This is a genomic window from Burkholderia sp. MSMB1588 (genome assembly GCF_001546925.1).
Classification (GTDB): Bacteria; Pseudomonadota; Gammaproteobacteria; order Burkholderiales; family Burkholderiaceae; genus Burkholderia; species Burkholderia humptydooensis.
Genome location: NZ_LNJS01000001.1, coordinates 922,316 through 946,203 on the forward strand (window position 1 = coordinate 922,316; position 23,888 = coordinate 946,203).

The 23,888-nt window shown below is 67.9% G+C and carries 22 protein-coding genes and 1 pseudogene; 9 read left to right on the plus strand and 14 right to left on the minus strand.

Annotated features, from left to right (window positions below; genetic code table 11):
- Positions 1 to 12: 12 nt before the first annotated feature.
- Positions 13 to 1,038, plus strand: a complete 1,026-nt coding sequence (locus tag WS92_RS15945) for a histone deacetylase family protein (RefSeq protein ID WP_059932204.1) — start codon at positions 13 to 15, stop codon at positions 1,036 to 1,038.
- A 79-nt stretch (positions 1,039 to 1,117) separates the two neighbouring features.
- Here WS92_RS15945 and WS92_RS15950 read toward each other — a convergent pair whose 3' ends face one another.
- The 7 genes from WS92_RS15950 to WS92_RS15980 all read right to left on the minus strand — a co-directional run bounded on the left by WS92_RS15950 (position 1,118) and on the right by WS92_RS15980 (position 9,384).
- A complete protein-coding gene (locus tag WS92_RS15950; RefSeq protein ID WP_059932206.1) occupies positions 1,118 to 2,326 on the minus strand; it encodes a chromate transporter in 1,209 nt (402 codons plus the stop codon).
- A gap of 128 nt (positions 2,327 to 2,454) precedes the next feature.
- Positions 2,455 to 4,815, minus strand: a complete 2,361-nt coding sequence (locus tag WS92_RS15955) for a bifunctional diguanylate cyclase/phosphodiesterase (RefSeq protein ID WP_015600202.1) — start codon at positions 4,813 to 4,815, stop codon at positions 2,455 to 2,457.
- A 202-nt stretch (positions 4,816 to 5,017) separates the two neighbouring features.
- Positions 5,018 to 5,926 carry a PhzF family phenazine biosynthesis protein gene (locus WS92_RS15960; protein ID WP_231755944.1) on the minus strand — a complete coding sequence of 303 codons (909 nt, stop codon included), beginning with the start codon at positions 5,924 to 5,926 and terminating at the stop codon, positions 5,018 to 5,020.
- 16 nt (positions 5,927 to 5,942) lie between these two features.
- Positions 5,943 to 6,401, minus strand: a complete 459-nt coding sequence (locus WS92_RS15965) for a RidA family protein (RefSeq protein ID WP_059932245.1) — start codon at positions 6,399 to 6,401, stop codon at positions 5,943 to 5,945.
- 64 nt (positions 6,402 to 6,465) lie between these two features.
- The gene (locus WS92_RS15970) at positions 6,466 to 7,647 is read right to left on the minus strand and encodes an aminotransferase-like domain-containing protein (RefSeq protein ID WP_009911682.1); all 1,182 of its coding nucleotides are present in this window, start codon (positions 7,645 to 7,647) and stop codon (positions 6,466 to 6,468) included.
- A 60-nt stretch (positions 7,648 to 7,707) separates the two neighbouring features.
- On the minus strand, positions 7,708 to 8,616 hold the full coding sequence (locus WS92_RS15975) for a DMT family transporter (RefSeq protein WP_059932208.1): 909 nt from the start codon (positions 8,614 to 8,616) through the stop codon (positions 7,708 to 7,710).
- 75 nt (positions 8,617 to 8,691) lie between these two features.
- Positions 8,692 to 9,384 carry a VOC family protein gene (locus WS92_RS15980; protein WP_059932210.1) on the minus strand — a complete coding sequence of 231 codons (693 nt, stop codon included), beginning with the start codon at positions 9,382 to 9,384 and terminating at the stop codon, positions 8,692 to 8,694.
- Positions 9,385 to 9,540: 156 nt separating this feature from the next.
- Here WS92_RS15980 and WS92_RS15985 point away from each other — a divergent pair, with 156 nt between their 5' ends.
- The 4 genes from WS92_RS15985 (at position 9,541) to WS92_RS16000 (ending at position 14,109) form a co-directional block, all read left to right on the plus strand.
- The gene (locus tag WS92_RS15985) at positions 9,541 to 10,995 is read left to right on the plus strand and encodes an aminotransferase-like domain-containing protein (RefSeq protein WP_006024989.1); all 1,455 of its coding nucleotides are present in this window, start codon (positions 9,541 to 9,543) and stop codon (positions 10,993 to 10,995) included.
- 131 nt (positions 10,996 to 11,126) lie between these two features.
- Complete coding sequence (gene htpG / locus WS92_RS15990; protein WP_009911687.1) at positions 11,127 to 13,025, plus strand: molecular chaperone HtpG; 1,899 nt, start codon at positions 11,127 to 11,129, stop codon at positions 13,023 to 13,025.
- Positions 13,025 to 13,633: a chorismate--pyruvate lyase family protein gene (locus WS92_RS15995; protein ID WP_170963087.1), complete on the plus strand. Its 609-nt coding sequence runs from the start codon at positions 13,025 to 13,027 to the stop codon at positions 13,631 to 13,633. Before htpG ends, WS92_RS15995 begins: the two co-directional genes overlap by 1 nt.
- Positions 13,633 to 14,109: a DNA-deoxyinosine glycosylase gene (locus WS92_RS16000; RefSeq protein WP_015600927.1), complete on the plus strand. Its 477-nt coding sequence runs from the start codon at positions 13,633 to 13,635 to the stop codon at positions 14,107 to 14,109. Before WS92_RS15995 ends, WS92_RS16000 begins: the two co-directional genes overlap by 1 nt.
- 86 nt (positions 14,110 to 14,195) lie before the next feature.
- Here the strand turns inward: WS92_RS16000 and WS92_RS16005 are convergent, their stop codons facing one another.
- Entirely contained in the window at positions 14,196 to 14,462 is a 267-nt protein-coding gene (locus WS92_RS16005; protein WP_141668098.1) for a type II toxin-antitoxin system RelE/ParE family toxin, read from the minus strand.
- A 126-nt stretch (positions 14,463 to 14,588) separates the two neighbouring features.
- Positions 14,589 to 14,662: pseudogene (locus WS92_RS37200) on the minus strand (prevent-host-death protein); the annotation flags it as partial.
- 166 nt (positions 14,663 to 14,828) lie between these two features.
- On the opposite strand from WS92_RS37200, the gene WS92_RS16010 reads away from it, so the two are divergent.
- From WS92_RS16010 to WS92_RS16020, 3 genes are all read left to right on the plus strand, one after another.
- Positions 14,829 to 15,749, plus strand: a complete 921-nt coding sequence (locus WS92_RS16010; RefSeq protein ID WP_059932215.1) for a class I SAM-dependent methyltransferase — start codon at positions 14,829 to 14,831, stop codon at positions 15,747 to 15,749.
- A gap of 204 nt (positions 15,750 to 15,953) precedes the next feature.
- Positions 15,954 to 16,193 carry a DUF3311 domain-containing protein gene (locus tag WS92_RS16015; protein ID WP_009911690.1) on the plus strand — a complete coding sequence of 80 codons (240 nt, stop codon included), beginning with the start codon at positions 15,954 to 15,956 and terminating at the stop codon, positions 16,191 to 16,193.
- Positions 16,190 to 17,740 carry a monocarboxylate uptake permease MctP gene (locus WS92_RS16020; protein WP_006024997.1) on the plus strand — a complete coding sequence of 517 codons (1,551 nt, stop codon included), beginning with the start codon at positions 16,190 to 16,192 and terminating at the stop codon, positions 17,738 to 17,740. The genes WS92_RS16015 and WS92_RS16020 overlap by 4 nt, the downstream gene beginning before the upstream one ends.
- A gap of 118 nt (positions 17,741 to 17,858) precedes the next feature.
- Here WS92_RS16020 and WS92_RS16025 read toward each other — a convergent pair whose 3' ends face one another.
- The 5 genes from WS92_RS16025 to WS92_RS16045 form a co-directional block, all read right to left on the minus strand.
- On the minus strand, positions 17,859 to 18,293 hold the full coding sequence (locus WS92_RS16025) for a VOC family protein (protein WP_006024998.1): 435 nt from the start codon (positions 18,291 to 18,293) through the stop codon (positions 17,859 to 17,861).
- 279 nt (positions 18,294 to 18,572) lie between these two features.
- A complete protein-coding gene (gene tal, locus WS92_RS16030; protein ID WP_006024999.1) occupies positions 18,573 to 19,526 on the minus strand; it encodes a transaldolase in 954 nt (317 codons plus the stop codon).
- A gap of 223 nt (positions 19,527 to 19,749) precedes the next feature.
- Positions 19,750 to 20,967, minus strand: coding sequence for a benzoate/H(+) symporter BenE family transporter (locus WS92_RS16035; RefSeq protein WP_059932217.1), 1,218 nt, complete (start codon positions 20,965 to 20,967; stop codon positions 19,750 to 19,752).
- 82 nt (positions 20,968 to 21,049) lie between these two features.
- Positions 21,050 to 22,225 (minus strand): vWA domain-containing protein, encoded by a 1,176-nt coding sequence (locus WS92_RS16040; RefSeq protein WP_059932247.1) that lies wholly within the window; start codon positions 22,223 to 22,225, stop codon positions 21,050 to 21,052.
- Between the two features lie 206 nt (positions 22,226 to 22,431).
- Entirely contained in the window at positions 22,432 to 23,274 is an 843-nt protein-coding gene (locus WS92_RS16045; RefSeq protein WP_006025002.1) for an AAA family ATPase, read from the minus strand.
- A gap of 233 nt (positions 23,275 to 23,507) precedes the next feature.
- Between WS92_RS16045 and WS92_RS16050 the strand changes: the two genes are divergently transcribed.
- On the plus strand, positions 23,508 to 23,867 hold the full coding sequence (locus WS92_RS16050) for a c-type cytochrome (RefSeq protein WP_004185759.1): 360 nt from the start codon (positions 23,508 to 23,510) through the stop codon (positions 23,865 to 23,867).
- Positions 23,868 to 23,888 lie beyond the last annotated feature (21 nt).

A 23,888-nucleotide genomic window follows, 5' to 3' on the forward strand; every position in this document is an offset into this window, starting at 1 on the left:
GAGGAAATCAAGATGCTGACGTACTTCCACCCCGACCAATCGCTGCATCATCCACGCACGTACTTTTCGCGCGGCCGGATGCGCACGCCGCAGGAGGTGCCCGAGCGCGCGACGCGGCTCGTCGCGGCCGCGCTCGCGATGGGTTTTTCCGTGCGCGAGCCGGACGACTTCGGCATCGCGCCGATCGCGGCCGTGCATGACATGAACTACCTGCGCTTTCTCGAGACCGTGCATCGAGAATGGAAGAAGATGCCGGAGGACTGGGGCGACGAGGTGATGTCGAACATTTTCGTGCGCGAGCCGAACGCGCTGCGCGGCGTGCTCGCACAAGCCGCCCGTCATCTCGCGGACGGTAGCTGCCCGGTCGGCGAGCACACGTGGCGCGCCGCGTACTGGTCCGCGCAGAGCGCGCTCGCCGCCGCGGCGGCGGTGCGCGACGGCGCGCCCGAAGCATACGCGCTGTGCCGGCCGCCCGGCCATCATGCGCGCGTCGATGCCGCGGGCGGCTTCTGCTATCTGAACAACGCGGCGATCGCCGCGCAGGCGCTGCGCGCGCGCCATGCGCGCGTCGCGATACTCGACACCGACATGCACCACGGACAGGGCATCCAGGAAATCTTCTACGCGCGACGCGACGTGCTGTATGTGTCGATCCATGGCGATCCGACGAACTTCTATCCGGCCGTCGCGGGCTTCGACGACGAGCGCGGCGCGGGCGACGGCCACGGCTACAACGTGAATCTGCCGATGCCGCACGGATCGGGCGAGGCGGCGTTCTTCGAGCGCGTCGACGACGCGCTGCGCGAGCTGCGGCGCTTCGCGCCGGATGCGCTCGTGCTGTCGCTCGGCTTCGACATCTATCGCGACGATCCGCAATCGCAGGTCGCGGTGACGACGGACGGCTTTGGACGGTTAGGCGGCCTGATCGGCGGGCTGCGGCTGCCGACCGTGATCGTGCAGGAGGGCGGCTATCACATCGAGAGCCTCGAGGCGAACGCGCGGTCGTTCTTCGATGGATTCGGCGCAATGCGCGGCTGAGGCGGCGGGCGAGATGCGCGGGGGCGGGCAGCCAGCGGCGCGCGCCGAACCGGAACGCCGCAATGCGGGCAAAGCGCGCTCACCCGTGCGCCGCGAGGATCAGCCAGCCGCCGCACGCCGCCGCAACCGCGCCGTACAGCGCATAGACGGGCACCTTGAATCGCGCGAGACACAGCCACGCGATCACGCCCGTCGCCCAATACACGGGCTCGGCAGGCGTCTTCGCGACGAGGCGCAAGGCTGCGATCACGAGGAATGCGGTGGTGGCCGCGCGCAGCACGCGCATGCCGCTCGCGAAGCGCGGATGCCGCTTCAGCCGCTCGACGTGCTGCCGCGCGAAGATGACGAGACAGCCGGAGGGCACGAACAGCGCGACGGTCGACAGCAGCGCGCCGCGCCAGCCGTCCTCGAGATAGCCGAGAAACGGCACGACATTCAGAAGCGGCCCGGGCGACACGGGCGACAGCGTGAACGCGAGCATGAAGTCCTGCTCGGTGATGCCCGTCGCGCGCGTGACGAACAGCGATTTCAGCACGGGCAGCGCGGAGAAGCCGCCGCCGAAGAGCGTCATGCCGGCGCCCGCGAGCCGAGGCCAGAGCAGCGGCGATTCGTATTCGATCGGCAGCGGCAGGGCGAACAGCGCGATCAGGAGCGCGAGCGATGCGAGCAGCCGCCATTCCCGCGCGGGCAGCGCGAGCCGCGGCGCTTCGCCTTGCCGCCGGCCGCTCGCGAGCCAGCCGACCGCGAACGCGGCGGCGAGGATCACGACGAACGCGGCGGGGCTGTGCGCGAGCGCGAGCAGCCCCGTCGCGAGCGCGGCGACCACGCGCTCGAGCGGCGCGTGAACGAGCGCGCGAACCTGCCTGAACCAGGTGAGCCCGATCAGCGCGGCGAGCACCATCGCGAAGTGATGCAGCAGCACGGGCGACGCGAGCGAGCGCACGAGCGGGGTTTGGTAGAAGATCGCGAAGACCGTCATCGCCGCGAAGAACGGCAGCACGCTCGCGACGCCGGCGATCCATGCGCCCGCGCGGCCGCGCAGCGTGTGGCCGACCTGCACCGCGACGTTGCAGCCGACCGGGCCGGGCATCATCCACGCGAGCGCGACGAGATCGGCGAACGACAGCGCATCGATACGCCGCTCATGCTCGACGTAATGCTGCTCGAGCTGAGCCATCATCGCCAGGCCGCCCCACGACACGGCGGATATGCCCGTCACGGTCTTGAACAACGCCCACAGCGATTCCCGTTCGCCGCAGCAGGCGGCATTCACGCTTGCGATTGTCATGGCTTGTGTCCAGTGCGCTCGCGGTCGCACGTGCGGCCACGCGTGCGTCGCACAATTCATTGTGGACTCCGAAAGCCGTTCGTTGTATGAGCAAAAACGAGTATGCGGCGCTAGTCAGGATGCGTCGTTTAGTCGCTGCCGAGCGACTGTTTAGCGGCGTTCGCGCCGTCGCGGCGGGTAGCGGGCGCGTCGTCGCCGCCGCAGACGCCGAAGCGCGCAAGCAGGGCCGGAATGCCGTCGGAGGGCACCGGCCGCGAGAACAGGAAGCCTTGCGCCTCGATGCGCCCGAGCGCGGCGAGCCACGCGATCTGCTCTTCCGTCTCCGTCCCCTCGACGACGACCGTGAGCCCGAGCGAGCGCGCGAGGTGCACGATCGACGACACCATCACGCAAACGCTGCGGTCGGCCGGGATCGCCTGGATGAACGAGCGGTCGACCTTCAGCGTGTCGACCGAGAAGCGGTGCAGGTACGACAGCGACGAATAGCCGGTGCCGAAATCGTCGAGCGCGACACGGATCCCGAGCCTTTTCAGCGCGACGATCTTCTCCGACACGAGCTCGGGGTATTCCATCATCGCGGTCTCGGTGATCTCGAGCTCGAGGCGGCGCGCCTCGATCCTGGTCTCGACGAGCGCGCGCGAGATCGTGTCGATCAGGTCGCCGCGCCAGAACTGAACGGGCGAGATGTTGACGGCGAGCGTGAGCTTGTCGTGGCCCTCGTCGCGCCAGCGGGCGAGCTGCTCGCACGCGGTGCGGATCACGAAGTCGCCGATCGGCACGATGAGTCCCGTCGATTCGGCGATCGAGATGAATTCGTTCGCGGAGATCACGCCGTGCTCCGGATGGTCCCAGCGCACGAGCGCCTCGAAGCCGGTGATGCAGCGGTACGTGAGATCGATCTTCGGCTGGTACGCGAGGAACAGTTGCCCGTCCGACAGCGCGACGCGCAACTGCTGCTCCCAGCGCATCAGGTGATCGGCGCGATGCGACAGGTGCGGCGCATAGAACTGGTAGCAGTTCTTGCCGGCGTCCTTGGCGCTGTACATCGCGAGATCGGCCTTCTTCAGCAGGTCGATCTCGCTCTCGTTCCCGACCGAATGCAGCGCGATGCCGATGCTCGCGTGCAGCACGAACGAACTGCCGCGCACGTCGAACGGCTCGGCGAACATCCGCACGATCGCCTCCGCGAGATGCTCGGCGCGCCGCTCGACGTTCTCGCCCTTCACGACGACGACGAACTCGTCGCCGCCGATCCGCGCGAGCGCGCCTTCGTTCGTCACCGCGTCGGACAGGCGCGCGGCCGTCATCTGCAGCACGATGTCGCCCGCATTGTGGCCGAGCGTGTCGTTGACGGTCTTGAAATTGTCGAGGTCGATGAACAGGATCGCGAGGCGCGACAGATTCGACGGCAGCGCGACGTCGTTGCGCAGGCTGCGCAGCGTCGCGTAGCGGTTCGCGAGCCCCGTCAGCAGGTCGAACTCGGCGAGCTGCGTCATCTCGCGCTCGCGGCCGAGCAGCTTGCCGATCAGGCCCGTCGCGACGCCGAAGAACGCGAGCATCGCGAGCGTGATGAAGCTCGTCATCAGCAGGTAGACGTTGCGCGTGTGGTGATAGTCGGCGAATTCTTCCGCCTGCGACAGGCCGACCATCACGCCGAGCGGATAGCCGTCGAGATGGCGATACGACACGATGCGCATGATGCCGTCGATCGGATCGACATAGGTGCCCGACGCGCGCTCCGACACGGGGTAGACGCCCGATGCCGAGAACGTGCCGGGCGCCTTCTGCGTGGAGCCCGTGCTGCGCGCGAGCACGGCGCCCGTATCCGAGATCACGGCGATCACGCCGTCCTTGCCGAGCGTCGCGTTGTTATAGAAGTCGTTCGTGAAGTAGGTCGGATCCTCGGATACGACGACCACGCCGGCGAACGAGCCGTCCGGATGGTTCAGGCGCCGCGTCATCTGCAGCGTCCAGTGGCGCGACACGCGGCCGAACACCGGCTTGCTGATGTAGAGTTCGTCGTCGTTGCGCTGCGTGTGCACCTTGAAGTGCTCGCGGTCGGACAGGTCGATCGGCTTCGGATGCGACTCGGCCGTGTTCGCGACGAGCCGGCCGCGCGCGTCGAGGATGGACACCTGGATCAGCGTGTCGCTCGGCACGACGCCTTTCTCGACCGTGCTCGCGAGATTGAAGCGGGCGGGCGACTTCTCGAACTCGTATTTGACGAAGCGGGTGATCTGGTCGACCTGATGGATCGCCTTGACCGTGTGCTGCTCGAGCGCCGTCGACAGGATCGCGGCCGACGCGCCCGCGTCGCGGAACGCGCTGTCCTTCTCGACGGACAGGCGCGCGATGATGGCCACCCACAGCAGCGCGAGCGCCAGCGTGCCGAGGAGCGGGATCGCGAACAGCGCGCGGCGGCGGCGCGACTTGCGTGTCGCGCGCACCGGCCGCGCGGCGCGGGCGGCGTGTGACCGGGACGAACTCATCGGACGAAAGGTGTCCTTGCGCGCATAGGCGATCCGACAGGATAACCGAGTAAACGGGCCGATAAAGAAGACAATAGACGAGGCCCGATATTACTGAATGGTCAGTCTTTGATTTAGCGTGAGCGGGATATCGCTAACCGGGCCGGGAGGGGCGGCACCATGCGCGGCCCGCGCGGCGAGCGCGACCGGGCGCAAACGCCGCTCAGCGCAGCCAGATGGCGCCGTCGACGAGCGTGACGGCCGCGCCGCCGATCCAGATCTTGCCGGCGTCGTCGTCGTAATCGACCGAGATGCGGCCGTCGCGGCCGAGCGCCGTGCCCTGGCGCGCGGTATAGCGGCGGCCCGGGCGGCGTCCCGCTTGCGCGAGGACGCCCGCGATCGCCGCGTTCGCGCTGCCCGTCACCGGGTCTTCGCCGGGGCCGAACGCGTCGCCCGTCATCAGGCAGCGCACTTCGAACGTCGCCGGGCCGTCGGCCGGATGCGGGCCGTATGCGGCGAGGCCGGCCGCGCCGAGCGCGGCGACGATCGGCGCGAGCGCCGCGCGGTCGGGATCGAGCGCGAGGCAGTCGGCGGCCGACGCGAACTGCACGACGAGCCACGGCGCGCCGTTGTCGACCGCCTGCGGCGGCACGCCGAAGTCGATCGCGCCGGTGCGCAGCGCGGCCGCGAGCGCGGGCCACTCGCGTTGCGCGAGCGGCGTCACGCGCGCGGGCGGCGCGGCGAACGCCCAGCCGCCGTCGCGCTCGGCGAGCTCGACGAGCCCCGCGCCGCATTGCTGGACGAGCCGCCCAGGCGTTCTCGGCTGCGCGCCCGCGTCGAGAAACGCGTGCGCGGCGCCGAGCGTCGGATGGCCGGCGAACGGCAACTCGCCGCCCGTCGTGAAGATCCGCACGCGGTAGTCGGCGGCGGGATCGGTCGGCGCGACGAGGAACGCGGTCTCGGACAGGTTGGTCCAGCGCGCGATCGCGAGCATGTCGGCGTCGCAGAGCGCGTCCGCGTCGAATACGACGGCGAGCGGATTGCCCTTGAACGGCGCCGACGCGAACACGTCGACCTGCTTGAAGCGCACCGCGCCCGCGGCGCCTGGCGCGACGGTCATCGCGGTTGCCATCGCGGTTGCCATCGCGTTATGCGACTTCGGCGATCAGCTCGATCTCGACGCACGCGCCGAGCGGGATCTGCGCGACGCCGAACGCCGAGCGCGCATGCTTGCCCGCGTCGCCGAACACCTCGGCGATCAGCTCGGACGCGCCGTTCGTCACGAGATGCTGCTCGGTGAACTCGAGCGTCGAGCTCACGAGGCTCATCACCTTGACGATGCGCTTGACCTTGTTCAGGTCGCCCGTGTGCGCGTGCAGCGTCGCGAGCAGATCGATCGCGACCGCGCGCGCGGCCTCCTTGCCTTGCTCCGTCGTGACGTCCTGGCCGAGCTTGCCCGCCCAGACCTTGCCGTCCTTCTTCGCGATGTGGCCCGACAGGTAGACGGTGTTGCCGCTTTGCGCGCTCATCACGTAGGCGGCGGCGGGCGCACCCGCGACGGGCAGCTCGATGCCGAGTTCCTTCAGTTTGTCGTAGACGTTTGCCATCTGATTCATATCCTCGTGAGTGCGTGAATCAATCAATCGTGAATGCGTGAACGAACGAAAAGCGTCACAGACGCTCGCGCAACAGCTTGCCGAGCCGCGCGACGCCTTCCTCGATCTTCTCCGGCGGCACCGTGACGAACGACAGCCGCAGCGTGTTCTTCTGCGCGTCGTCCGCGAAGAACGGCGCGCCCGGCACGAACGCGACGTTGTTCGCGACCGCCGCCTCGAGGAGCTGCATGCTGTCGATCTGCGCGGGCAGCTTCACCCAGATGAACATCCCGCCTTCCGGGCGGTTCCAGCTCACGCCTTCCGGCATGTGCCGCGCGAGCGACGCGAGCATCGCTTCGCACTGCGCGCTGTAGAGCGCGCGGATCGTCGGGATGTGCGCGTCGAGGAAGCCGTCCTGGATCACCTCGTATGCGATGCGCTGCGTGATCGACGGCGTATGCAGGTCCGTCGCCTGCTTTGCCTGCACGAGCTTGAAGTGCAACTCCTCGGGCGCAATGATATAGCCGATCCGCAGGCCGGGGGCGAGCACCTTCGAGAACGTGCCGAGATGGACGACGTGATCGGGCGCCATCGACAGCATCGTCGGCAGCGGCTCGCCCGCGTAGTTCAGCGCGCCGTACGGATCGTCCTCGAGCACCGGGAACGGGCTCGTCTGCGCGAAGGCGGCGAGCGCGCGGCGGCGCTCGACGGGGAGGCGGCGGCCCGTCGGATTCTGGAAATTCGGTTGCGCGTACAACAGCCGCGCGCCCTTCGTCAGCTCGGGCGTGAGCGCATCGGGCAGGAGGCCCGCGTCGTCGGTCGGCACCTGCGCGTAGGCCGGTTCGTAGAGCGAGAACGACTGCAGCGCGCCGAGGTAGGTCGGCGTCTCGACGAGCACGCGGCTTTGCGGATCGATCAGCACCTTGCCGAGCAGATCGAGCGCCTGCTGCGAGCCCGTCGTGACGAGCACCTGCGTCGCGCGCACGCGATAGCGCTCGGCGATCCACTCGCGCAGCGGCAGGAAGCCTTCCGTCGCGCTGTATTGCAGCGCGGCGGCGGGCGAATCGCGCAGCACGCGGTCGGCGGCCTCGCGCATCCGCTCGGCGGGGAACGTCGCGGGCGATGGCAGGCCGCCTGCGAACGAGATCACCTCGGGGCGCTCAGTCACTTTCAGGATTTCGCGGATCGCCGAGCTCGTGAGCTTGCGTGCGCGTTCGGACAGGGCCCAGTGGGGCGGCTTGAGATCGCTCGGATTCATGGTCTCCTCGGTCGGTGTCATGGGTCGTTCGGATGAAAGCGTCGATTATCGCTCGTCAAATCAGGCGGCGCGAGCCGGTTGCGGCGTGAGGCGCACGGCGGCGCGGCGGCCGAGCACGACGGTCGCGATCACGGCGGCGGCGAACAGCCAGGTCGACGGCGAAACGGTTTCACCGAAGAACAGCGCCGAGAACGCGATCGTGAAGAAGATCTGCAGCAGTTGCACCTGACCGACGCGCGCGATGCCGCCGGTCGCGAGGCCCGCGTACCACGCGAAAAAGCCGATGAACTGCGAGAACAGCGTCACGTAGCCGAACGCGAGCCACACGCGCGGCGACACGGGGCCCGGATGCGCTGCGTGGTGCGCCCACGCGAGCCAGCCGACGGGCAGCACGAGGAACGGCGCGGACACGACGAGCGCCCAGCAGATCACCTGCCAGCCGCCGATCTCGCGCGCGAGGCGCGCGCCTTGCGCATAGCCGAGCGCGCCGATGCCGACCGCGACGAGCATCAGCAGGTCGCCCGGCTGCAGCGCGCCGCCGCCGTCGCGCAGCGCGAACGCGATCACGAGCGCGCTGCCGAGCGCGGCGCTCGCCCAGAACGCCTTCGACGGCCGCTCGCGCGCGAGCCACGCCGCGTACAGCGCGACGAGGAGCGGCTGCAATCCGTTGACGACCGCGCCGTGCGCGGCGGGCACGGTCTTCATCGCCCAGGCGGAGAACACCGGAAACGCGACGATCACGCCCGCCGACACGACGGCGAGGCTTTTCAACTGTGCGCGGGTCGGCACGCGCTCGCGGCGCAGCCACAGCAGCAGAGCGGCGGGCACCGCAGCGGCGAGCGCGCGCCCGAGGCCGTTCAGGAGCGGATGGAGCTCGGTGACGACGATGCGCGTCATCGGCAGCGTCAGGCTGAAGATCATCACGCCGATCAGGCCGAGCAGCATGCCGCGGGTTTCGCGCGAATCCATGAGTGAAGTGTCTCCGTCGATATCGGGTTTCTGTCGGAAGCGGGGCGGTGCGCCGGGCCGCCGGATCGCCGCGCGCTAACTCAGCGTGCGCGCGCCGTTCGGCGTGTCGAATTCGGCGGCGAGCGCGGGCGCTTCGCCCGCCTCGACCGCCTCGACGTCGAGCAGGTGCGCGGCGTTCAGCCAGGCAAGCTGCTCGCGCACCGTGCCCGCGTGCGGATGCGCCGCCTTCAGCGCCTTCAGCGCGACGCCGCCGTGCGGCAGCGCGTCGGACGGATGGCGCGCGTCGTTCCACTGGATCAGCGACGGCAGCACGCCGTCGCCCGCGCCGCGCCACGCGGGCAGCGAGCCGTCGTCGGGCACCGTCAGCCGCCAGCCGAAATCGCCGCGCGTCATCGGCACGATGCGCGCAATCCGCGCCGGATACTGGCGCTGCCACAGGTCGAGCTGGCGCGGGCGATCGACGCGCGCGACCCAGTGCGCGAGGTACGGGCCCTGCTCGAGCCGCGCGTGCGTCGCCGGATCGTCGAGGCCGAACAGGCGCGGCCGCGGCTGGCCGTCGGCGGGCGGCGGCGCGCCGGGGTCGGCGGCGATCACTTCGAGATACGCGCCGCCCCACAGGCCGAACAGGCGATTGTGGGTGCGCATCGACGGATGCGCGCCGCCGTTCGCGGGTTCGATGCCGAGGGTGTCGGCGACGTACGCGACGCCTTCTTCGAGCGTGCGCGCGGCGACGACGAGATGATCGAGTTTCAGCGAATGGGCTGCCATCGGACGAAATGCGAAGGGGAAATCGGAACCGGTTTTCGGTTTTCGGGCGTGCGTGCGCCGCTGCGCCGCATCGCCGCCGAAAAACTGTAATCGCGGCGACCGGCACAGTAACGGTACAATCGCCGCGATACTCTTCGGTACAGTTGGAGGCCCGCGATGTCCACCGTCCCGCTTGCGCAGATTCCCGCGCCGCACGATACCGCGACGCTCACGCTCGTCGACCAGCTCGTGCAGTGGGCGCGCCGCCGGATCGACGAGCGCGTGTTTCGGCCCGGCATGCGGATGCCGTCGATCCGCAAGCTCGCGATCGACAAGAGCGTGTCGCGCTTCACGGTCGTCGAGGCGTACGAGCGGCTCGTCGCGCAAGGCTATCTCGATTCGCGGCGCGGCTCCGGCTTCTACGTGCGCGAGCGTGCGCCGGGGGCGCAGCCCGCCGGCGCGTCCGGCGGCGGGCGGGCGCAGCCCGTGCACAACACGATCGACGTCGTCTGGCTCTTGCGCAACATGCTGCACACGGTCAGCCCGGAAAAGGGGCCAGGGCTCGGCTACCTGCCGAGCCGCTGGCTCGACGGCGATCTGATCACGAGCGCGTTGCGCGCGCTCGGCCGGCAGTCCGGCGCGCAGATGCTCGGCTTCGGCAGCGCGCAGGGCTTCCTGCCGCTGCGGCAGCAGCTTCAGACGCGCCTCGCCGAAATCGAGATCGGCGCGACGCCCGATCAGCTCGTGCTCGTGTCCGGCATCACGCAGGCGATCGACCTGATCGCGCGCCACTGCGTGCGGCCGGGCGACGCGGTGATCGTCGGCGATCCGGCCTGGTTCCAGATGTTCGGCCGCTTCGCGTCGCAGGGCGCGCAGCTCGTCGGGATGCCGTACACGCCGGACGGCCCCGATCTCGATGCGCTCGAGAACCTCGTGCAGATGTGGCGCCCGAAGATGCTCGTGATCAACTCGGTGCTGCAGAATCCGACGGGCACGTCGCTGTCGGCCGCGCAGGCGTTCCGGATCCTGAAACTCGCGGAGGCGTACGATTTCCTCGTCGTCGAGGACGACGTCTACGGCGACCTGTGCCCGCCGAGCTATCCGGCGACGCGCCTGGCGAGCCTCGATCAACTGAAGCGCGTGATCTTCCTCGGCAGCTTCTCGAAGACGCTCGCCGCGAACCTGCGGGTCGGCTACATTGCGTGCGCGCCGGAACTCGCGAAGGCGCTGACGGACGAGAAGATGCTCGTCGGGATGACGACGCCCGAGCTCAACGAGCGCGTGCTGTACAAGGTGCTGACGGAAGGGCATTACCGGCGCCACGTCGAGCGGCTGCGCGCGCGGCTCGGCGGCGTGCGCGACAAGACCGCGCGGATGCTCGAGCGCACCGGGATGCGGCTCTTCACGATGCCGGCGGCGGGGATGTTCCTGTGGGCCGACACGGGCGTCGATTCGGACGCGCTCGCCGCGGCCGCGCACGAGGAGGGCTTCCTGCTCACGCCGGGGAGCCTCTTCTCGCCGCAGCAGTCGCCTTCGACATGGACGCGCTTTAACGTCGCGAACTGCGGCGATCCCGCGTTGCCCGCGTTCCTCGGCCGCTATCTCGACAGCGTGAACCGCCGCGCCTCTTGAAATTCCGTCGAGCGCCCCAACTTGGGGCGCGGTCGGGCGTCGCGGCAGCAGCATGACGCCGCGCGCCGGCTCCTATGGGGTCGTGAATCGAAACCGTCTGTCGTATTGACGCAATCAACAGGTAAATCAAGATGACTCAGCAAACCATGAGCTTTCAGGCAGAGGTCAAGCAGCTCCTCCACCTGATGATTCATTCGCTTTACAGCAACAAGGAAATCTTCCTGCGCGAACTCGTGTCCAACGCGTCCGACGCCGCTGACAAGCTCCGTTTCGAGGCTCTGGAAAACAACGCGCTCTACGAGAGCGATCCGAACCTGCGCATTCGCCTGTCGTTCGACAAGGCCGCGCGCACGCTCACGATCGACGACAACGGGATCGGCATGAGCCGCGACGAGGCGATCTCGAACCTCGGCACGATCGCGCGCTCGGGCACGAAGGAATTCTTCGCGAAGCTCTCCGGCGACCAGCAGAAGGACGCGGCGCTCATCGGCCAGTTCGGCGTCGGCTTCTACTCGGGCTTCATCGTCGCCGACCGGATCACGGTCGAGACGCGCCGCGCGGGCGTGCCCGCGTCCGAGGGCGTGCGCTGGGAAAGCGCGGGCGAAGGGGATTTCTCGGTCGACACGATCGAGCGTGCCGCGCGCGGCACGACGATCACGCTGCATCTGCGCGACGGCGAGGACGAGCTGCTGTCGTCGTACCGGCTGAAATCGATCGTCCAGAAGTATTCGGACCACGTCGCGCTGCCGATCCTGATGAAGAAGGAAGAGTGGGATCAGGAAAAGGGCGAGATGGTCGAGAAGGACGAGGACGAGACCGTCAACCAGGCGAGCGCGCTGTGGACGCGCGCGAAGAACGACGTCACCGACGAGCAGTACAAGCAGTTCTACCAGCACGTCGCGCACGATCACCAGGAGCCGCTCGCGTGGACGCACAACCGCGTCGAGGGCCGCAGCGAATACACGCAACTGCTGTTCGTGCCGTCGCACGCGCCGTTCGACCTGTGGAACCGCGACTATCGCGGCGGCCTGAAGCTGTACGTGAAGCGCGTGTTCATCATGGACGACGCCGAGCAACTGCTGCCGCAGTACCTGCGCTTCATCAAGGGCGTCGTCGATTCGTCGGATCTGCCGCTGAACGTGTCGCGCGAGATCCTGCAGGAAAGCCGCGACGTGAAGGCGATTCGCGAAGGCGTGACCAAGCGCGCCCTCTCGATGCTCGAAGAACTCGCGAACGCCGAGGACGACGCGGGCAAGGAGAAGTACGCGACGTTCTGGAGCGCGTTCGGCCAAGTGCTGAAGGAAGGCGTCGGCGAGGATCACGCGAACCGCGAGCGCGTCGCGAAGCTGCTGCGCTTCGCGTCGACGCATGGGGACACCGATGCGCAGAACGTGGCGCTCGCCGATTATGTCGCGCGGATGAAGCCCGATCAATCGAAGATCTACTACGTGACGGCCGACACGTGGCAGGCCGCGAAGAACAGCCCGCATCTCGAAGTGTTCCGCAAGAAGGGCGTCGAAGTGCTGCTGCTCACCGATCGCGTCGACGAATGGATGCTGTCGTTCCTGCACGAGTTCGACGGCAAGCCGCTCGCGAGCGTCGCGCGCGGCGATCTCGATCTCGGCGCGCTGAACGACGACGAGAAGAAGGCGCAGGAAGAGACGGGCGAGGCGATGAAGCCCGTCGTCGACAAGATGAAGGAAACGCTCGGCGACAGGGTGAAGGACGTGCGCGTCACGTTCCGGCTGACCGATTCGCCGTCGTGCCTCGTCGCCGACGACAACGACATGAGCGGCTACCTGCAGCGGATGCTGAAGGCGGCGGGTCAGAATGCGCCGTCGTTCCAGCCGATTCTCGAGATCAATCCGGAGCATCCGCTCGTCAAGGCGCTGAAGGCCGACGGCGCGGATTTCGGCGACTGGTGCCACCTGCTGTTCGATCAGGCGCTGCTCGCCGAAGGCGGCGCGCTCGAAGACCCGGCGAGCTTCGTCAAGCGGACCAACGCGCTGTTGCTGTCGCGCGCGGCGTGATGGCGCGGATGCGTTTCGACGCGGCCGATGCGTACTGGCGCGAGACGCCGCGCCCCGGCGCGTCGAGCGCGCAGAAGGACTGGCTCACGCGCGGCGGCTCGCTGACCGCGCACCTCGCCCGGCTCGGCCGCGTGACGGTGCGCGTGACGCGCGAGACGGTCGCGACGCCGTGGGCCGACGAGCACGGCGCGCTTTCATGCGCGTCGCGCGCGCCGGTGTGGGTGCGCGAAGTCGTGCTCGCGGTCGACGGCACGCCGTTCGTCGCCGCGCACAGCATCGCGCCGCTTGCCGCGAGCAAGGGCGTGTGGCAGGCGATGCGGCGGTTGCGCACGCGGCCGCTCGCGGAGCTGCTCTACAGCGATCCGGAGGTGACGCGCTCGCCGCTCGTGAGCCGGCGCGTGATCGCCGGGCATCCGCTGTTCGCGCTCGCGTCGCACGCGCTCGCGCGCGCGCGCGTGCATGCCGCGCCGCACGCGTTCGGCGCGCGCCGCTCGGTGTTCGAGCGGCGCGGCACGCCGCTGATGGTGACCGAATGCATGCTGCCCGCGCTGTGGCGGCATCTCGACGCGCACGGCGAGCGCCGCGCGCGCGACTTCGAGGCGACGTGATGCTGCGCGGCTTTCCTCCCGTCGTGTCGCCCGGCACGCACACGCTGATTCTCGGCAGCTTCCCCGGCGAGGCGTCGCTTGCGGCCGCGCAGTACTACGCGCATCCGCGCAATCAGTTCTGGCGGCTGTTGGGCGCTGTGCTCGGCGAGCCGGAACTGCAGGCGCTGCCGTACGACGCGCGGCTTTCGCGCGTGCTCGCGCACGACTTCGGCATCTGGGACGTGCTCGCCGCGTGCCATCGCGAAGGCAGCCTCGACGCGGCGATTCGCCATGCGCAGCCGAACGACTTCGATTCGTTGCGGGAAGTCGCGCCGAAGCTCAGGAAGGTCTGTTTCAACGGCAAGACGGCGGGGCGCTTCGAGCCGACGATACGCGCGGCGGGGTTCGAGACGCTCGTGCTGCCGTCGTCGAGTCCGGCGAATGCAATGCTGTCGTTCGAGCAGAAGCTCTCGTGTTGGCGCGAGGTGCTTTCCTGACGGCATTCGATGGATGGCGGCGCAACGACGCGCCACATGCGGGCCGGCCCGCAGCCTGAGCGACCGGTCGTCGGGGTGGTTCCGGCTCAGTGATAATCGCTTTCCCGCTGATGGCGCGCGGCAAGGATCGTCACCGTTCGATCGTCGTCGATCTCGAACAGCGCAACATATCCCGATGCGCCGAACTGAATGAGCAGCTCCCGCAGAAATGGCATCGACGGATGAGCTTTGCGGCAAGTGAACGGCGACGATTCCAGCGTGGCGATCCCGGTGGTGATGGCGGCAAGCGCGCGGGCGGCGAGTTCGACGTCGGCGTCTTCGCGATCGGCGATGAAGCCATAAAGACGGTCCAGAAGTCGCCGGTGCGCCGGGCCGCTTCGCGTGACGCGATGCCGCGGGCAATGAATTCGCTTTGGTTGCGACGGCGCTCGATGCCCTCGCGGATCGATTGCTCGACGAAACCCGACAGCGTTTCTCCTTCGCCGAGGACGCTTTCGGCGGCGTCGCGCAGTTCCGGTTCAACCCGCATGGATGGAAAGGTGGCGGATTTCATGATGTCTCTCGATGCATCGCAATTGCGATGCAATATCCGTCCATCGCTTTGTTGATGCAAGTCGGCCGGTCGGCGGGTCCGACAAGCAAGCGGTTTGCCTGCGCGCGACGCCGCGAGTGCTATCCTCTCGTTCGCTCAAACAGCCACGTCAGCAAGAGACTCATCCATGACCCGACTCATCAAGCGAGCCTCCGCCGAGGCGCGCGCGTCCCGGCGCGCCACGCCGTCTCCGTTCAACGGCTCCGAGAAGCTCAAGCCGTCCCGCGCGAAGCGCAGCCGCGCCGAGTTCGACGACCTCGACGGCGTCGCCGTCCTCGACGAGCCGCGCAAGCCGCGCTTCGCGCCCGTCACGTTTTCCGAAGAGCGCGGCGTGCGCTATCTGCATTTCGGCACCGAGTGGGTGCAGGGCGCGATGCGCCTGTCGAAGCCGTATCACATCGAGCTCGAGTACGCGCAGCAGATGATGGCGTGGCTGCTCTTCCTCGAAACGCCGCAGCGCGTCGTCCAGCTCGGCCTCGGCACGGGCGCGCTGACGAAGTTCGCGCATCGCTTCCTGCCGCGTGCGCGCGTCGAGGCGGTCGAGCTGAATCCGGCCGTGATCGTCGCTGCGCGCTCGATGTTCGAGCTGCCGCCCGACGACGGGCGTCTGACCGTCCACGAAACGGACGCGTGGGATTTCGTCAATGATCCGAAGAATCGCGGCACGATCGGCGCGCTGCAGATCGACCTGTACGACGCGACCGCGCGCGGCCCGGTACTCGACAGCGTCGCGTTCTACCGCGCGGTGCGCGGCTGCCTCGCCGACGCGGGCGTCGCGACGATCAACCTGTTCGGCGATCACCCGAGCTTCGTGCGCAACATGAAGCACCTGAACGCCGCATTCGATCAACGCGTGATCGCACTGCCCGAAGTGCATGACGGCAACCGGATCGCGCTCGCGTTCTCGGGGCCGGCGCTGTCGGTATCGTTCGCTCAACTGACCGAGCGCGCGAAGCTGATCGAAGCCGAGCTGCGCCTGCCCGCCCGCTCGTGGGTGAAAGGATTGAAAGCGTCGTTCGGCGAGCGCGCCGGCGTCTTCACGATCTGAGGCCAAAGCGCGCGGGATGGCCGAGCAGGCCGCCCGCGCCGCAGCGCTCGCGGGCTCCGGGTTCGCCCTCGTTTGCCGCCGTTTTTTTCGACTCCTATACTGGCCGACGCCAGGGGAGTCGCAACCTGCCCGTCGTGTCGTTCCTCTTGCACCGCCGTACCCGTTCAGAACATATCAATAACCGGGATGTGAAGAGGAGACGTCATGGCTCACGATGCCGACGCCAACCGGGCCGCGAAACGCTGGCTCTGGTTGCTGGTCCTGCCGCTCGTCGCGATGGTCTGGGTGCCGTCGTACAACCGGACCGAGCCGCAATGGTTCGGATTCCCGTTTTTCTACTGGTATCAACTGCTGTGGGTGTTCATTAGCGCCGTGATCACCGCATTCGTCTACCAGAAGACCAAGAACTGCTGGAAGGGCGTTCCGCGGGGAGACGGCAAATGAATCTGACCGCGACCTTCGTCTTCGTGCTGTTCTTCGTCGGCGTGACGATCATGGGCTTTCTCGCCGCGAACTGGCGGCGCGGCAACCTCGCGCATCTCGACGAATGGGGTCTCGGCGGCCGGCGCTTCGGCACGATCGTCACGTGGTTCCTGCTCGGCGGCGACCTCTACACCGCGTACACGTTCGTTGCCGTGCCGGCGCTCGTGTTCGGCGCGGGCGCGATGGGCTTCTTCGCGCTGCCGTACACGATCCTCATCTACCCGTTTGCGTTCGTCGTGTTCCCGAAGCTCTGGAGCATCGCGAAGCGTCACGGCTACGTGACGGCCGCCGACTTCGTCAGCGCGCGCTATGGCAGCCGCTCGCTCGCGCTCGCCGTCGCGGTGACGGGCATCGTCGCGACGATGCCGTACATCGCGCTGCAGCTCGTCGGCATCGAAGTGGTGATCGGCGGGCTCGGCTTCGACACGAAGGGCTTCGTCGGCGACCTGCCGCTCATCATCGCGTTCGCGATCCTCGCCGCGTACACGTACACGTCGGGGCTGCGCGCGCCCGCGATGATCGCGATCGTCAAGGACATCCTGATCTACATCACGATCGCCGCGGCCGTGATCGTGATTCCGGCGAAGCTCGGCGGCTTCGGGCACATCTTCGGCGCGGTGCCGCCCGCGAAGCTGCTCCTGAAGGCGCCCGACGCAGCGGGCCTGAACGGCTTCAGCGCCTATACGACGCTCGCGATCGGCTCGGCGCTCGCGCTGTTCCTGTATCCGCATTCGGTGACGGCAATTTTGTCGTCGTCGTCGGGCAACACGATCCGCCGCAACATGGCGATGCTGCCCGCGTACTCGTTCGTGCTCGGCCTGCTCGCGCTGCTCGGCTACATGGCGCTCGCCTCGGGCGTGAAGGACATGCCGGAATACGCGCCGTACTTCAAGGCGTTCGGGCCGAATTTCGCGGTGCCGGCGTTGTTCCTGCATTTCTTCCCGTCGTGGTTCGTCGGCGTCGCGTTCGCCGCGATCGGCATTGGCGCGCTCGTGCCGGCGGCGATCATGTCGATCGCGGCCGCGAACCTGTACACGCGCAACATCCATCGCGAGTTCGTCAACCGCAACATGACGCACGATCAGGAGACAAACGTCGCGAAGCTCGTGTCGCTGATCGTGAAGGTCGGCGCGGTCGCGTTCATCCTCGGCCTGCCGCTCACGTACGCGATCCAGCTCCAACTGCTCGGCGGGATCTGGATCATCCAGACGCTGCCCGCGATCGTGCTCGGGCTCTACACGCGGGTGCTCGACTATCGCGGGCTGCTGCTCGGCTGGGTGGCGGGGCTCGTGTGCGGCACGTGGATGGCGATCTCGCTGAAGCTCGCGAGCTCGATCTTCGCGGTCCATCTGTTCGGCTATGCGATTCCGGGCTATGCGGCCGTCTGGGCGCTGGCCGTGAACCTCATCGTGTCGATCGCGGTCAGCGTGCTCGTGCGCGTGCTCGGGATCGCGCATGCGGAAGACCGCACGCGGCCGGAGGATTATCTCGACGTCGTCGAGAGCTGACGCGCGGTTTCGCGCCGGCCGGGCGCGCGAATGAAAACGCCCGCGGCGCGCATCGCGCCGCGGGCGTCGTGCATCGGTCGACCGGGAGCAAACCCGAACGCTTCGGCTTCCGAAGCGTTCACTTCTTCATGTTCGGGTCTTCGACGTTGATCATCCAGTGCACGCCGAACTTGTCGCGCAGCATGCCGAAGCCGAGCGCCCAGAACGTCTTCTCGAACGGCATCGTCACCGCGCCGCCGTCGGCGAGCAGCGCGTCGAACATCCGCTTGCCATCCTCGACGTTCTTCGGATCGAGCGACAGCGAATAGCCGCTGTGCACCTGCTGGTTGCCTGATGAGCAGTCGCCGTCCGAGCACATCAGCACCGAGTCGCCGATCTGGAAATTCGCGTGCATCACCTTGTCGGCCATCTCGGGCGGCGTCGGCCGCTCGGGATTCGGCGGCGCGTCCTTGTAGCGCGCAAGGAAGTTCACCCGTGCGCCGAGCGCGTCGCCGTAGAATTTCAGCGCCTCGTCGCAGCGGCCGCCGAAAAACAGATACGGTTGTACTTGCATCGTCGTCTCCTTGATCCTGGGGAGGGAATAGGGCGCAACCGCGCCCATGTTGACGATTGTAGTGCGTCCGGGTGACAGCAACGGGAATCGTGAAAAGGGCCGCAACGAGCGGGCCGGGAATGCGCGCGGGGGAAGGGCGCGATTCGGCGGATACCGCCTCGCAAGGCGGCGCCCGCCGAATCGCGCATCGAAAAAAATGCCGATCCCCAAAGATGGCGGCCCCGAAGCGCGGGACGAACGTTTGTCATACCGCCCGTCGCGAATCGGAGCCCGCGCGCGTCAGCGCAGCGCGTCGATCATCTTTTCCAGCTTCACCGCGTCTGCCGAGAAGAGGCGAATGCCTTCGGCGAGCTTCTCGGTCGCCATCGCGTCGTCGTTCAACTGGAAGCGGAACGACGATTCGTCGATCGCGACGCGCTCGAGCCGTGCATCTTTCGCCGCGTCCGGCGACAGCTTGCGCGCAACCGTCTCGGCGCTGTCGTGCAGCTTCTGCAGCAGGTCGGGGCTGATCGTCAGCAGGTCGCAGCCGGCGAGCTCGGTGATCTGGCTCGTCGTGCGGAAGCTCGCGCCCATCACTTCGGTCTGGTAGCCGAATTGCTTGTAGTACGTATAGATGCGGCGCACCGATTGCACGCCCGGATCGTTCGCGCCGCCGTCCTTCGACTCGTCCCACTCGGCGCCCTTTTGCTTCTTGTACCAGTCGTAGATCCGGCCGACGAACGGCGAGATCAACTGCGCGCCCGCTTCCGCGCACGCGGCCGCCTGCACGAGCGAGAACAGCAGCGTCATGTTGCAGCGGATGCCTTCGCGTTGCAGCACTTCGGCCGCGCGGATGCCTTCCCACGTCGACGCGAGCTTGATCAGCACGCGCTCGCGGCCGATGCCCGCTGCTTCGTAGAGCTTGATGATTTCGCGGCCCTTGTCGATCGAGCGCTGCGTGTCGAACGACAGGCGCGCGTCGACTTCGGTCGACACGCGGCCCGGGATCAGCTTCAGGATCTCGGTGCCGAAAGCGATCAGCAGGCGGTCGATGATGAAGCCGACCGATTCGCCCGCATGATCGCGGACCGTTTTCTCGAGGATCGGCCGATACGCGTCCTTCTGGACGGCCTTCAGGATCAGCGACGGGTTCGTCGTCGCATCCCGCGGCTTGTATTGCGCGAGTTGCTGGAAGTCGCCCGTGTCGGCGACGACGGTCGTGTACTGCTTGAGCTGGTCGAGTGCGGTAGTCATGACGAGTCGAAAGCGAGGCGCGGCGCGCCGGTTCGGTGAGGACGACCGCGCGGCAGGGCGCGGGGCGATGCTGGGCGGCGCGCTTGGCGCGCGCCGCCGGACCCTCCATTCTAGGCCGGAAAGCGGAACCGGTGCCGAACGCTCGTGCGCCGGCGGGTGTGACGCGCGCCAGGGGCGAATCGCGCACGAACCATGCCCGATCCGGCCGCGAGCCGGACGGGCGTCAGGCGGCGCGACGCGCGTTGAGAATCGCCTGCGTGAGCACGCCCGCGACGAGCCCCCAGAACGCCGAGCCGATCGACAGCAGCGTGAGGCCGGACGCCGTCACCATGAACGTGACGAGCGCCGCTTCGCGCTGGCGCGCGTCCTGCATCGCGTTGGTGAGGCCGCTCATGATCGAGCCGAACAGCGCGAGCGCGGCGACCGACACGACGAGCGCCTTCGGCAGCGCGCCGAACAGCGCGGAGATCGTCGCGCCGAACACGCCCGCGACGAGATAGAACGTGCCGCACCAGACGGCCGCCGTGTAGCGCTTCGCGCGATCGTCGTGCGCCTCGGGGCCGGTGCAGATCGCGGCCGTGATCGCCGCGAGGTTGATCCCGTGCGAGCCGAACGGCGCGAGCACGAGCGATGCGACGCCCGTCGTCGCGATGAGCGGCGAGGAGGGCGTGCCGTAGCCGTCCGCGCGCAGCACCGCGATGCCGGGCACGTTCTGCGACGCCATCGCGACAACGAACAGCGGAATGCCGATGCTCACGATCGCCGAGATCGAGAACGACGGCGCCGTGAACACGGGCCGCGCGAGCGCGACGTGAAAGCGGCTGAAGTCGAGCAAGCCGAGCGCGCCCGCGGCCGCGATGCCCGCGGCGAGCGTCGCGACGATCGCATAGCGCGGCGCGGCGCGCTTGACGATCAGGTACGTGAAGAACATCGCGAGCACGAGCGCGGTCTGGAACTGCGCGGCGCGGAAGATCTCGATGCCGATCTCGAACAGGATGCCGGCGAGCAGCGCCGCGGCGATGCCGGACGGAATCCGGCGCATCAGCGTGTCGAACAGGCCGCTCGCGCCGACGGCGGCGAGCAGCAGCGCGCAGACGACGAACGCGCCGATCGCGTCCGCATACACGACGCCCGGCAGCGACGCGACGAGGAGCGCCGCGCCGGGCGTCGACCACGCGACGACGATCGGCGCGCGATACCGCATCGACAGCCCGATCGTCGTCACGGCCATGCCGAGCGACAGCGCCCAGATCCACGACGAGATCTGCGCGTCGCTCAGGTGCGCGGCGCGGCCCGCCTGAAACATCAGCACGAGCGAGCTCGTGTAGCCCGTCATCATCGCGACGAAGCCCGCGACGAGCGCGGACGGCGACGTGTCGGTGAAAAAATTCGGCCGCGCGACGGCGGGCGACAGATTGGAGGCGGGTGGCTGACTGCTCATCGGTGAAACGTCGTGTCTGAAGCGTTGAGGTGAAGCGTCGAAAACGACGGAATTCAGGGGGCTCGGCGGGTGCGGCGGCGCGTCACTTGCTCAGCGTGCGCATCGCGGATTCGAGGCCCGCGAGCGTGAGCGGATACATCCGGTCGCCTAGCACGTCGCGAATGATCGCGATCGACTGCCGGTATTCCCATAGCCGCTCGGGTTCCGGATTGAGCCAAGCGTAGTGCGGGAACTGATCGGTGAGACGGCGCAGCCACACGGCGCCCGCCTCGGGATTGTTGTATTCGACGGAGCCGCCCGGCTGCAGCACTTCGTAAGGGCTCATCGTCGCGTCGCCGACGAAGATCAGCTTGTAGTCGGGCGTGAACTTGTGCAGCACGTCCCAGGTCGGCGTGCGCTCTGCGTGGCGGCGGCGGTTGTTCTTCCACAGGTGGTCGTACACGCAGTTGTGGAAGTAGTAGAACTCGAGGTGCTTGAACTCGGCCTTCGCGGCGGAGAAGAGCTCCTCGGTGCGCTTGATGTGGTCGTCCATCGAGCCGCCGACGTCGAGCAGCATCAGCACCTTCACGTTGTTGTGGCGCTCGGGCACCATCCGCAGATCGAGCCAGCCGGCGTTCGCGGCGGTGCTGCGGATCGTGCCGGGCAGGTCGAGCTCCTCGGCCGCGCCTTCGCGCGCGAAGCGCCGCAGCCGCCGCAGCGCGACCTTGATGTTGCGCGTGCCGATCTCGACCGAATCGTCGTAATCGCGATACGCGCGCGCCTCCCACACCTTGACCGCGGTGCGGTTGCCGTTCGACGGCCCGCCGATCCGGATGCCTTCCGGGTTGTAGCCGCCGTGCCCGAACGGCGACGTGCCGCCCGTGCCGATCCACTTGTTGCCGCCCTCGTGGCGCGCCTTCTGCTCGTCGAGCAATGCTTTGAGGCGCTCCATCAGCTTGTCGAGGCCGCCGAGCGCCTGGATCTGCGCCTTCTCCTCGGGCGTGAGCTCGCGCTGCAGGCGTTTCTCGAGCCAGTCGAGCGGAATGTCGAACGCATCCGAGGGCAGCGCGGACACGCCGTGGAAGTACGCGCCGAATGCCTTGTCGAACTTGTCGAAGTACTGCTCGTCCTTCACGAGCGTCATCCGCGCGAGATAGTAGAACGCGTCGAGCGAAGGCTCGATCACCTGCGCCTTCAGCGCTTCCAGCAGCGCCAGGTATTCCTTGACCGACACCGGCAGCTTCGCCGCGCGCAGCGAGTAGAAGAAATCGATCAGCATGGGCGGGCCCTCGCATCGCCGCGGCGAGCCGGGCGGCCGCGCGGCGCACGGGCGCGCCGCGCGACGGCGGGCCGGCGCGCGCATGCGCCGCGCGACGAAGCGCGCAGCGGGTTCGGGTTCGCGCGACGCATTGCGCGCGTGCCCGCGGGCGTGGCGGCTGGATTCCGGCGGCTCATCTCGCGTGTCTCCTCGCGGCGCCCGTGCGTCTAGCGGTTGTGGCGGTTCATGTAGACGAGCCGCTCGAACAGGCTCACGTCCTGCTCGTTCTTGAGCAGCGCGCCCGCAAGCGGCGGCACGATCTGCTTCTGGTCCTTCGAGCGCAGCGCGTCGGGCGGGATGTCCTCGGCGAGCAGCAGCTTCAGCCAGTCGAGCAGCTCGGACGTCGACGGCTTCTTCTTCAGCCCCGACACGCCGCGCAGCTCGAAGAAGCTCTCGAGCGCCGCGCGCAGCAGGTCCTGCTTGATGCCGGGGTAGTGGACCTCGACGATCTTCTGCATCGTCGACGGATCGGGGAACTGGATGTAGTGGAAGAAGCAGCGGCGCAGGAATGCGTCGGGCAGCTCCTTCTCGTTGTTCGACGTGATGATGACGAGCGGGCGGTGCCGCGCGCGCACGGTCTCGCGCGTCTCGTACACGTGGAACTCCATCCGGTCGAGCTCGCGCAGCAGATCGTTCGGGAATTCGATGTCGGCCTTGTCGATCTCGTCGATGAGGAGCACGTTCGGGCGTTCGGCCTCGAACGCTTGCCACAGCACGCCCTTCACGATGTAGTTCGCGATGTCCTTCACGCGCTCGTCGCCGAGCTGCGAGTCGCGCAGGCGCGACACCGCATCGTATTCGTAAAGGCCCTGCTGCGCCTTCGTCGTCGACTTGATGTGCCATTGCAGGAGCGGCATGCCAAGCGCCGCCGCGACCTCCTCGGCGAGCATGGTCTTGCCGGTGCCGGGCTCGCCCTTGATGAGGAGCGGGCGCTCGAGCGTGAGCGCGGCGTTGACGGCGAGCTTCAGATCGTCTGTCGCGACGTAGTGCGAGGAACCTTCGAAACGCATGGCGGCGAGCTTCCGGCGAAAAAATCCCAGTATAAGTCAGAAGCGCCGCTGGCTTGGCGCGGCCGGCGTATCGTGCGAAGCGCATTCGGTGGGCGCGCGTGGTGGACGCGTTCCCCGGCGACGCGGTACAATCTGGCCGTTTTTTTGGCCTGCGTGGCGGCCTCACAAGTAAAACGGCGCCGGCCGTTGCCTTTGCGGGCGCCAGTTTCCCCTCAAGCTAGGTTACAAGAGCTATGAATAAATTCGGCAAACATGTCGTTGTCGCAGCAGCGCTCGCGGCGCTCGCCGCCGGCGCGCAGGCGGCCGGTGTGGTCGGCAACCCGAAGGACGGGGCAAGCAAGGCCGCGATGTGCATCGGCTGTCACGGCATCGACGGCTACCGCGTGGCCTACCCGGAGGTCTACCGGGTGCCGCTCCTCGGCGGCCAGAACCAGGTTTATCTCGAGAATGCGCTGAAGGCCTACCGGAAGAAGGATCGCCATTTCCCGTCGATGAACGCGATCGCCGAATCGCTGACGGATCAGGACATCGCCGATCTCGCGTCCTACTACGCCGCGCAAAAGCCCGATTCGAAGAACAATCCCTACAAGTAAGCTCGCGCTTGCTGACCTCAG

What these genes read in the sequence shown, in the direction of transcription:
- WS92_RS15945 (WP_059932204.1), top strand. Translation starts at nt 13, where the DNA reads ATGCTGACGTACTTCCACCCCGACCAATCGCTGCATCATCCACGCACG.
- WS92_RS15950 (WP_059932206.1), bottom strand. Translation starts at nt 2,326, where the DNA reads ATGACAATCGCAAGCGTGAATGCCGCCTGCTGCGGCGAACGGGAATCG.
- WS92_RS15955 (WP_015600202.1), bottom strand. Translation starts at nt 4,815, where the DNA reads ATGAGTTCGTCCCGGTCACACGCCGCCCGCGCCGCGCGGCCGGTGCGC.
- WS92_RS15960 (WP_231755944.1), bottom strand. Translation starts at nt 5,926, where the DNA reads ATGGCAACCGCGATGACCGTCGCGCCAGGCGCCGCGGGCGCGGTGCGC.
- WS92_RS15965 (WP_059932245.1), bottom strand. Translation starts at nt 6,401, where the DNA reads ATGGCAAACGTCTACGACAAACTGAAGGAACTCGGCATCGAGCTGCCC.
- WS92_RS15970 (WP_009911682.1), bottom strand. Translation starts at nt 7,647, where the DNA reads ATGAATCCGAGCGATCTCAAGCCGCCCCACTGGGCCCTGTCCGAACGC.
- WS92_RS15975 (WP_059932208.1), bottom strand. Translation starts at nt 8,616, where the DNA reads ATGGATTCGCGCGAAACCCGCGGCATGCTGCTCGGCCTGATCGGCGTG.
- WS92_RS15980 (WP_059932210.1), bottom strand. Translation starts at nt 9,384, where the DNA reads ATGGCAGCCCATTCGCTGAAACTCGATCATCTCGTCGTCGCCGCGCGC.
- WS92_RS15985 (WP_006024989.1), top strand. Translation starts at nt 9,541, where the DNA reads ATGTCCACCGTCCCGCTTGCGCAGATTCCCGCGCCGCACGATACCGCG.
- htpG (WP_009911687.1), top strand. Translation starts at nt 11,127, where the DNA reads ATGACTCAGCAAACCATGAGCTTTCAGGCAGAGGTCAAGCAGCTCCTC.
- WS92_RS15995 (WP_170963087.1), top strand. Translation starts at nt 13,025, where the DNA reads ATGGCGCGGATGCGTTTCGACGCGGCCGATGCGTACTGGCGCGAGACG.
- WS92_RS16000 (WP_015600927.1), top strand. Translation starts at nt 13,633, where the DNA reads ATGCTGCGCGGCTTTCCTCCCGTCGTGTCGCCCGGCACGCACACGCTG.
- WS92_RS16010 (WP_059932215.1), top strand. Translation starts at nt 14,829, where the DNA reads ATGACCCGACTCATCAAGCGAGCCTCCGCCGAGGCGCGCGCGTCCCGG.
- WS92_RS16015 (WP_009911690.1), top strand. Translation starts at nt 15,954, where the DNA reads ATGGCTCACGATGCCGACGCCAACCGGGCCGCGAAACGCTGGCTCTGG.
- WS92_RS16020 (WP_006024997.1), top strand. Translation starts at nt 16,190, where the DNA reads ATGAATCTGACCGCGACCTTCGTCTTCGTGCTGTTCTTCGTCGGCGTG.
- WS92_RS16025 (WP_006024998.1), bottom strand. Translation starts at nt 18,293, where the DNA reads ATGCAAGTACAACCGTATCTGTTTTTCGGCGGCCGCTGCGACGAGGCG.
- tal (WP_006024999.1), bottom strand. Translation starts at nt 19,526, where the DNA reads ATGACTACCGCACTCGACCAGCTCAAGCAGTACACGACCGTCGTCGCC.
- WS92_RS16035 (WP_059932217.1), bottom strand. Translation starts at nt 20,967, where the DNA reads ATGAGCAGTCAGCCACCCGCCTCCAATCTGTCGCCCGCCGTCGCGCGG.
- WS92_RS16040 (WP_059932247.1), bottom strand. Translation starts at nt 22,225, where the DNA reads ATGCTGATCGATTTCTTCTACTCGCTGCGCGCGGCGAAGCTGCCGGTG.
- WS92_RS16045 (WP_006025002.1), bottom strand. Translation starts at nt 23,274, where the DNA reads ATGCGTTTCGAAGGTTCCTCGCACTACGTCGCGACAGACGATCTGAAG.
- WS92_RS16050 (WP_004185759.1), top strand. Translation starts at nt 23,508, where the DNA reads ATGAATAAATTCGGCAAACATGTCGTTGTCGCAGCAGCGCTCGCGGCG.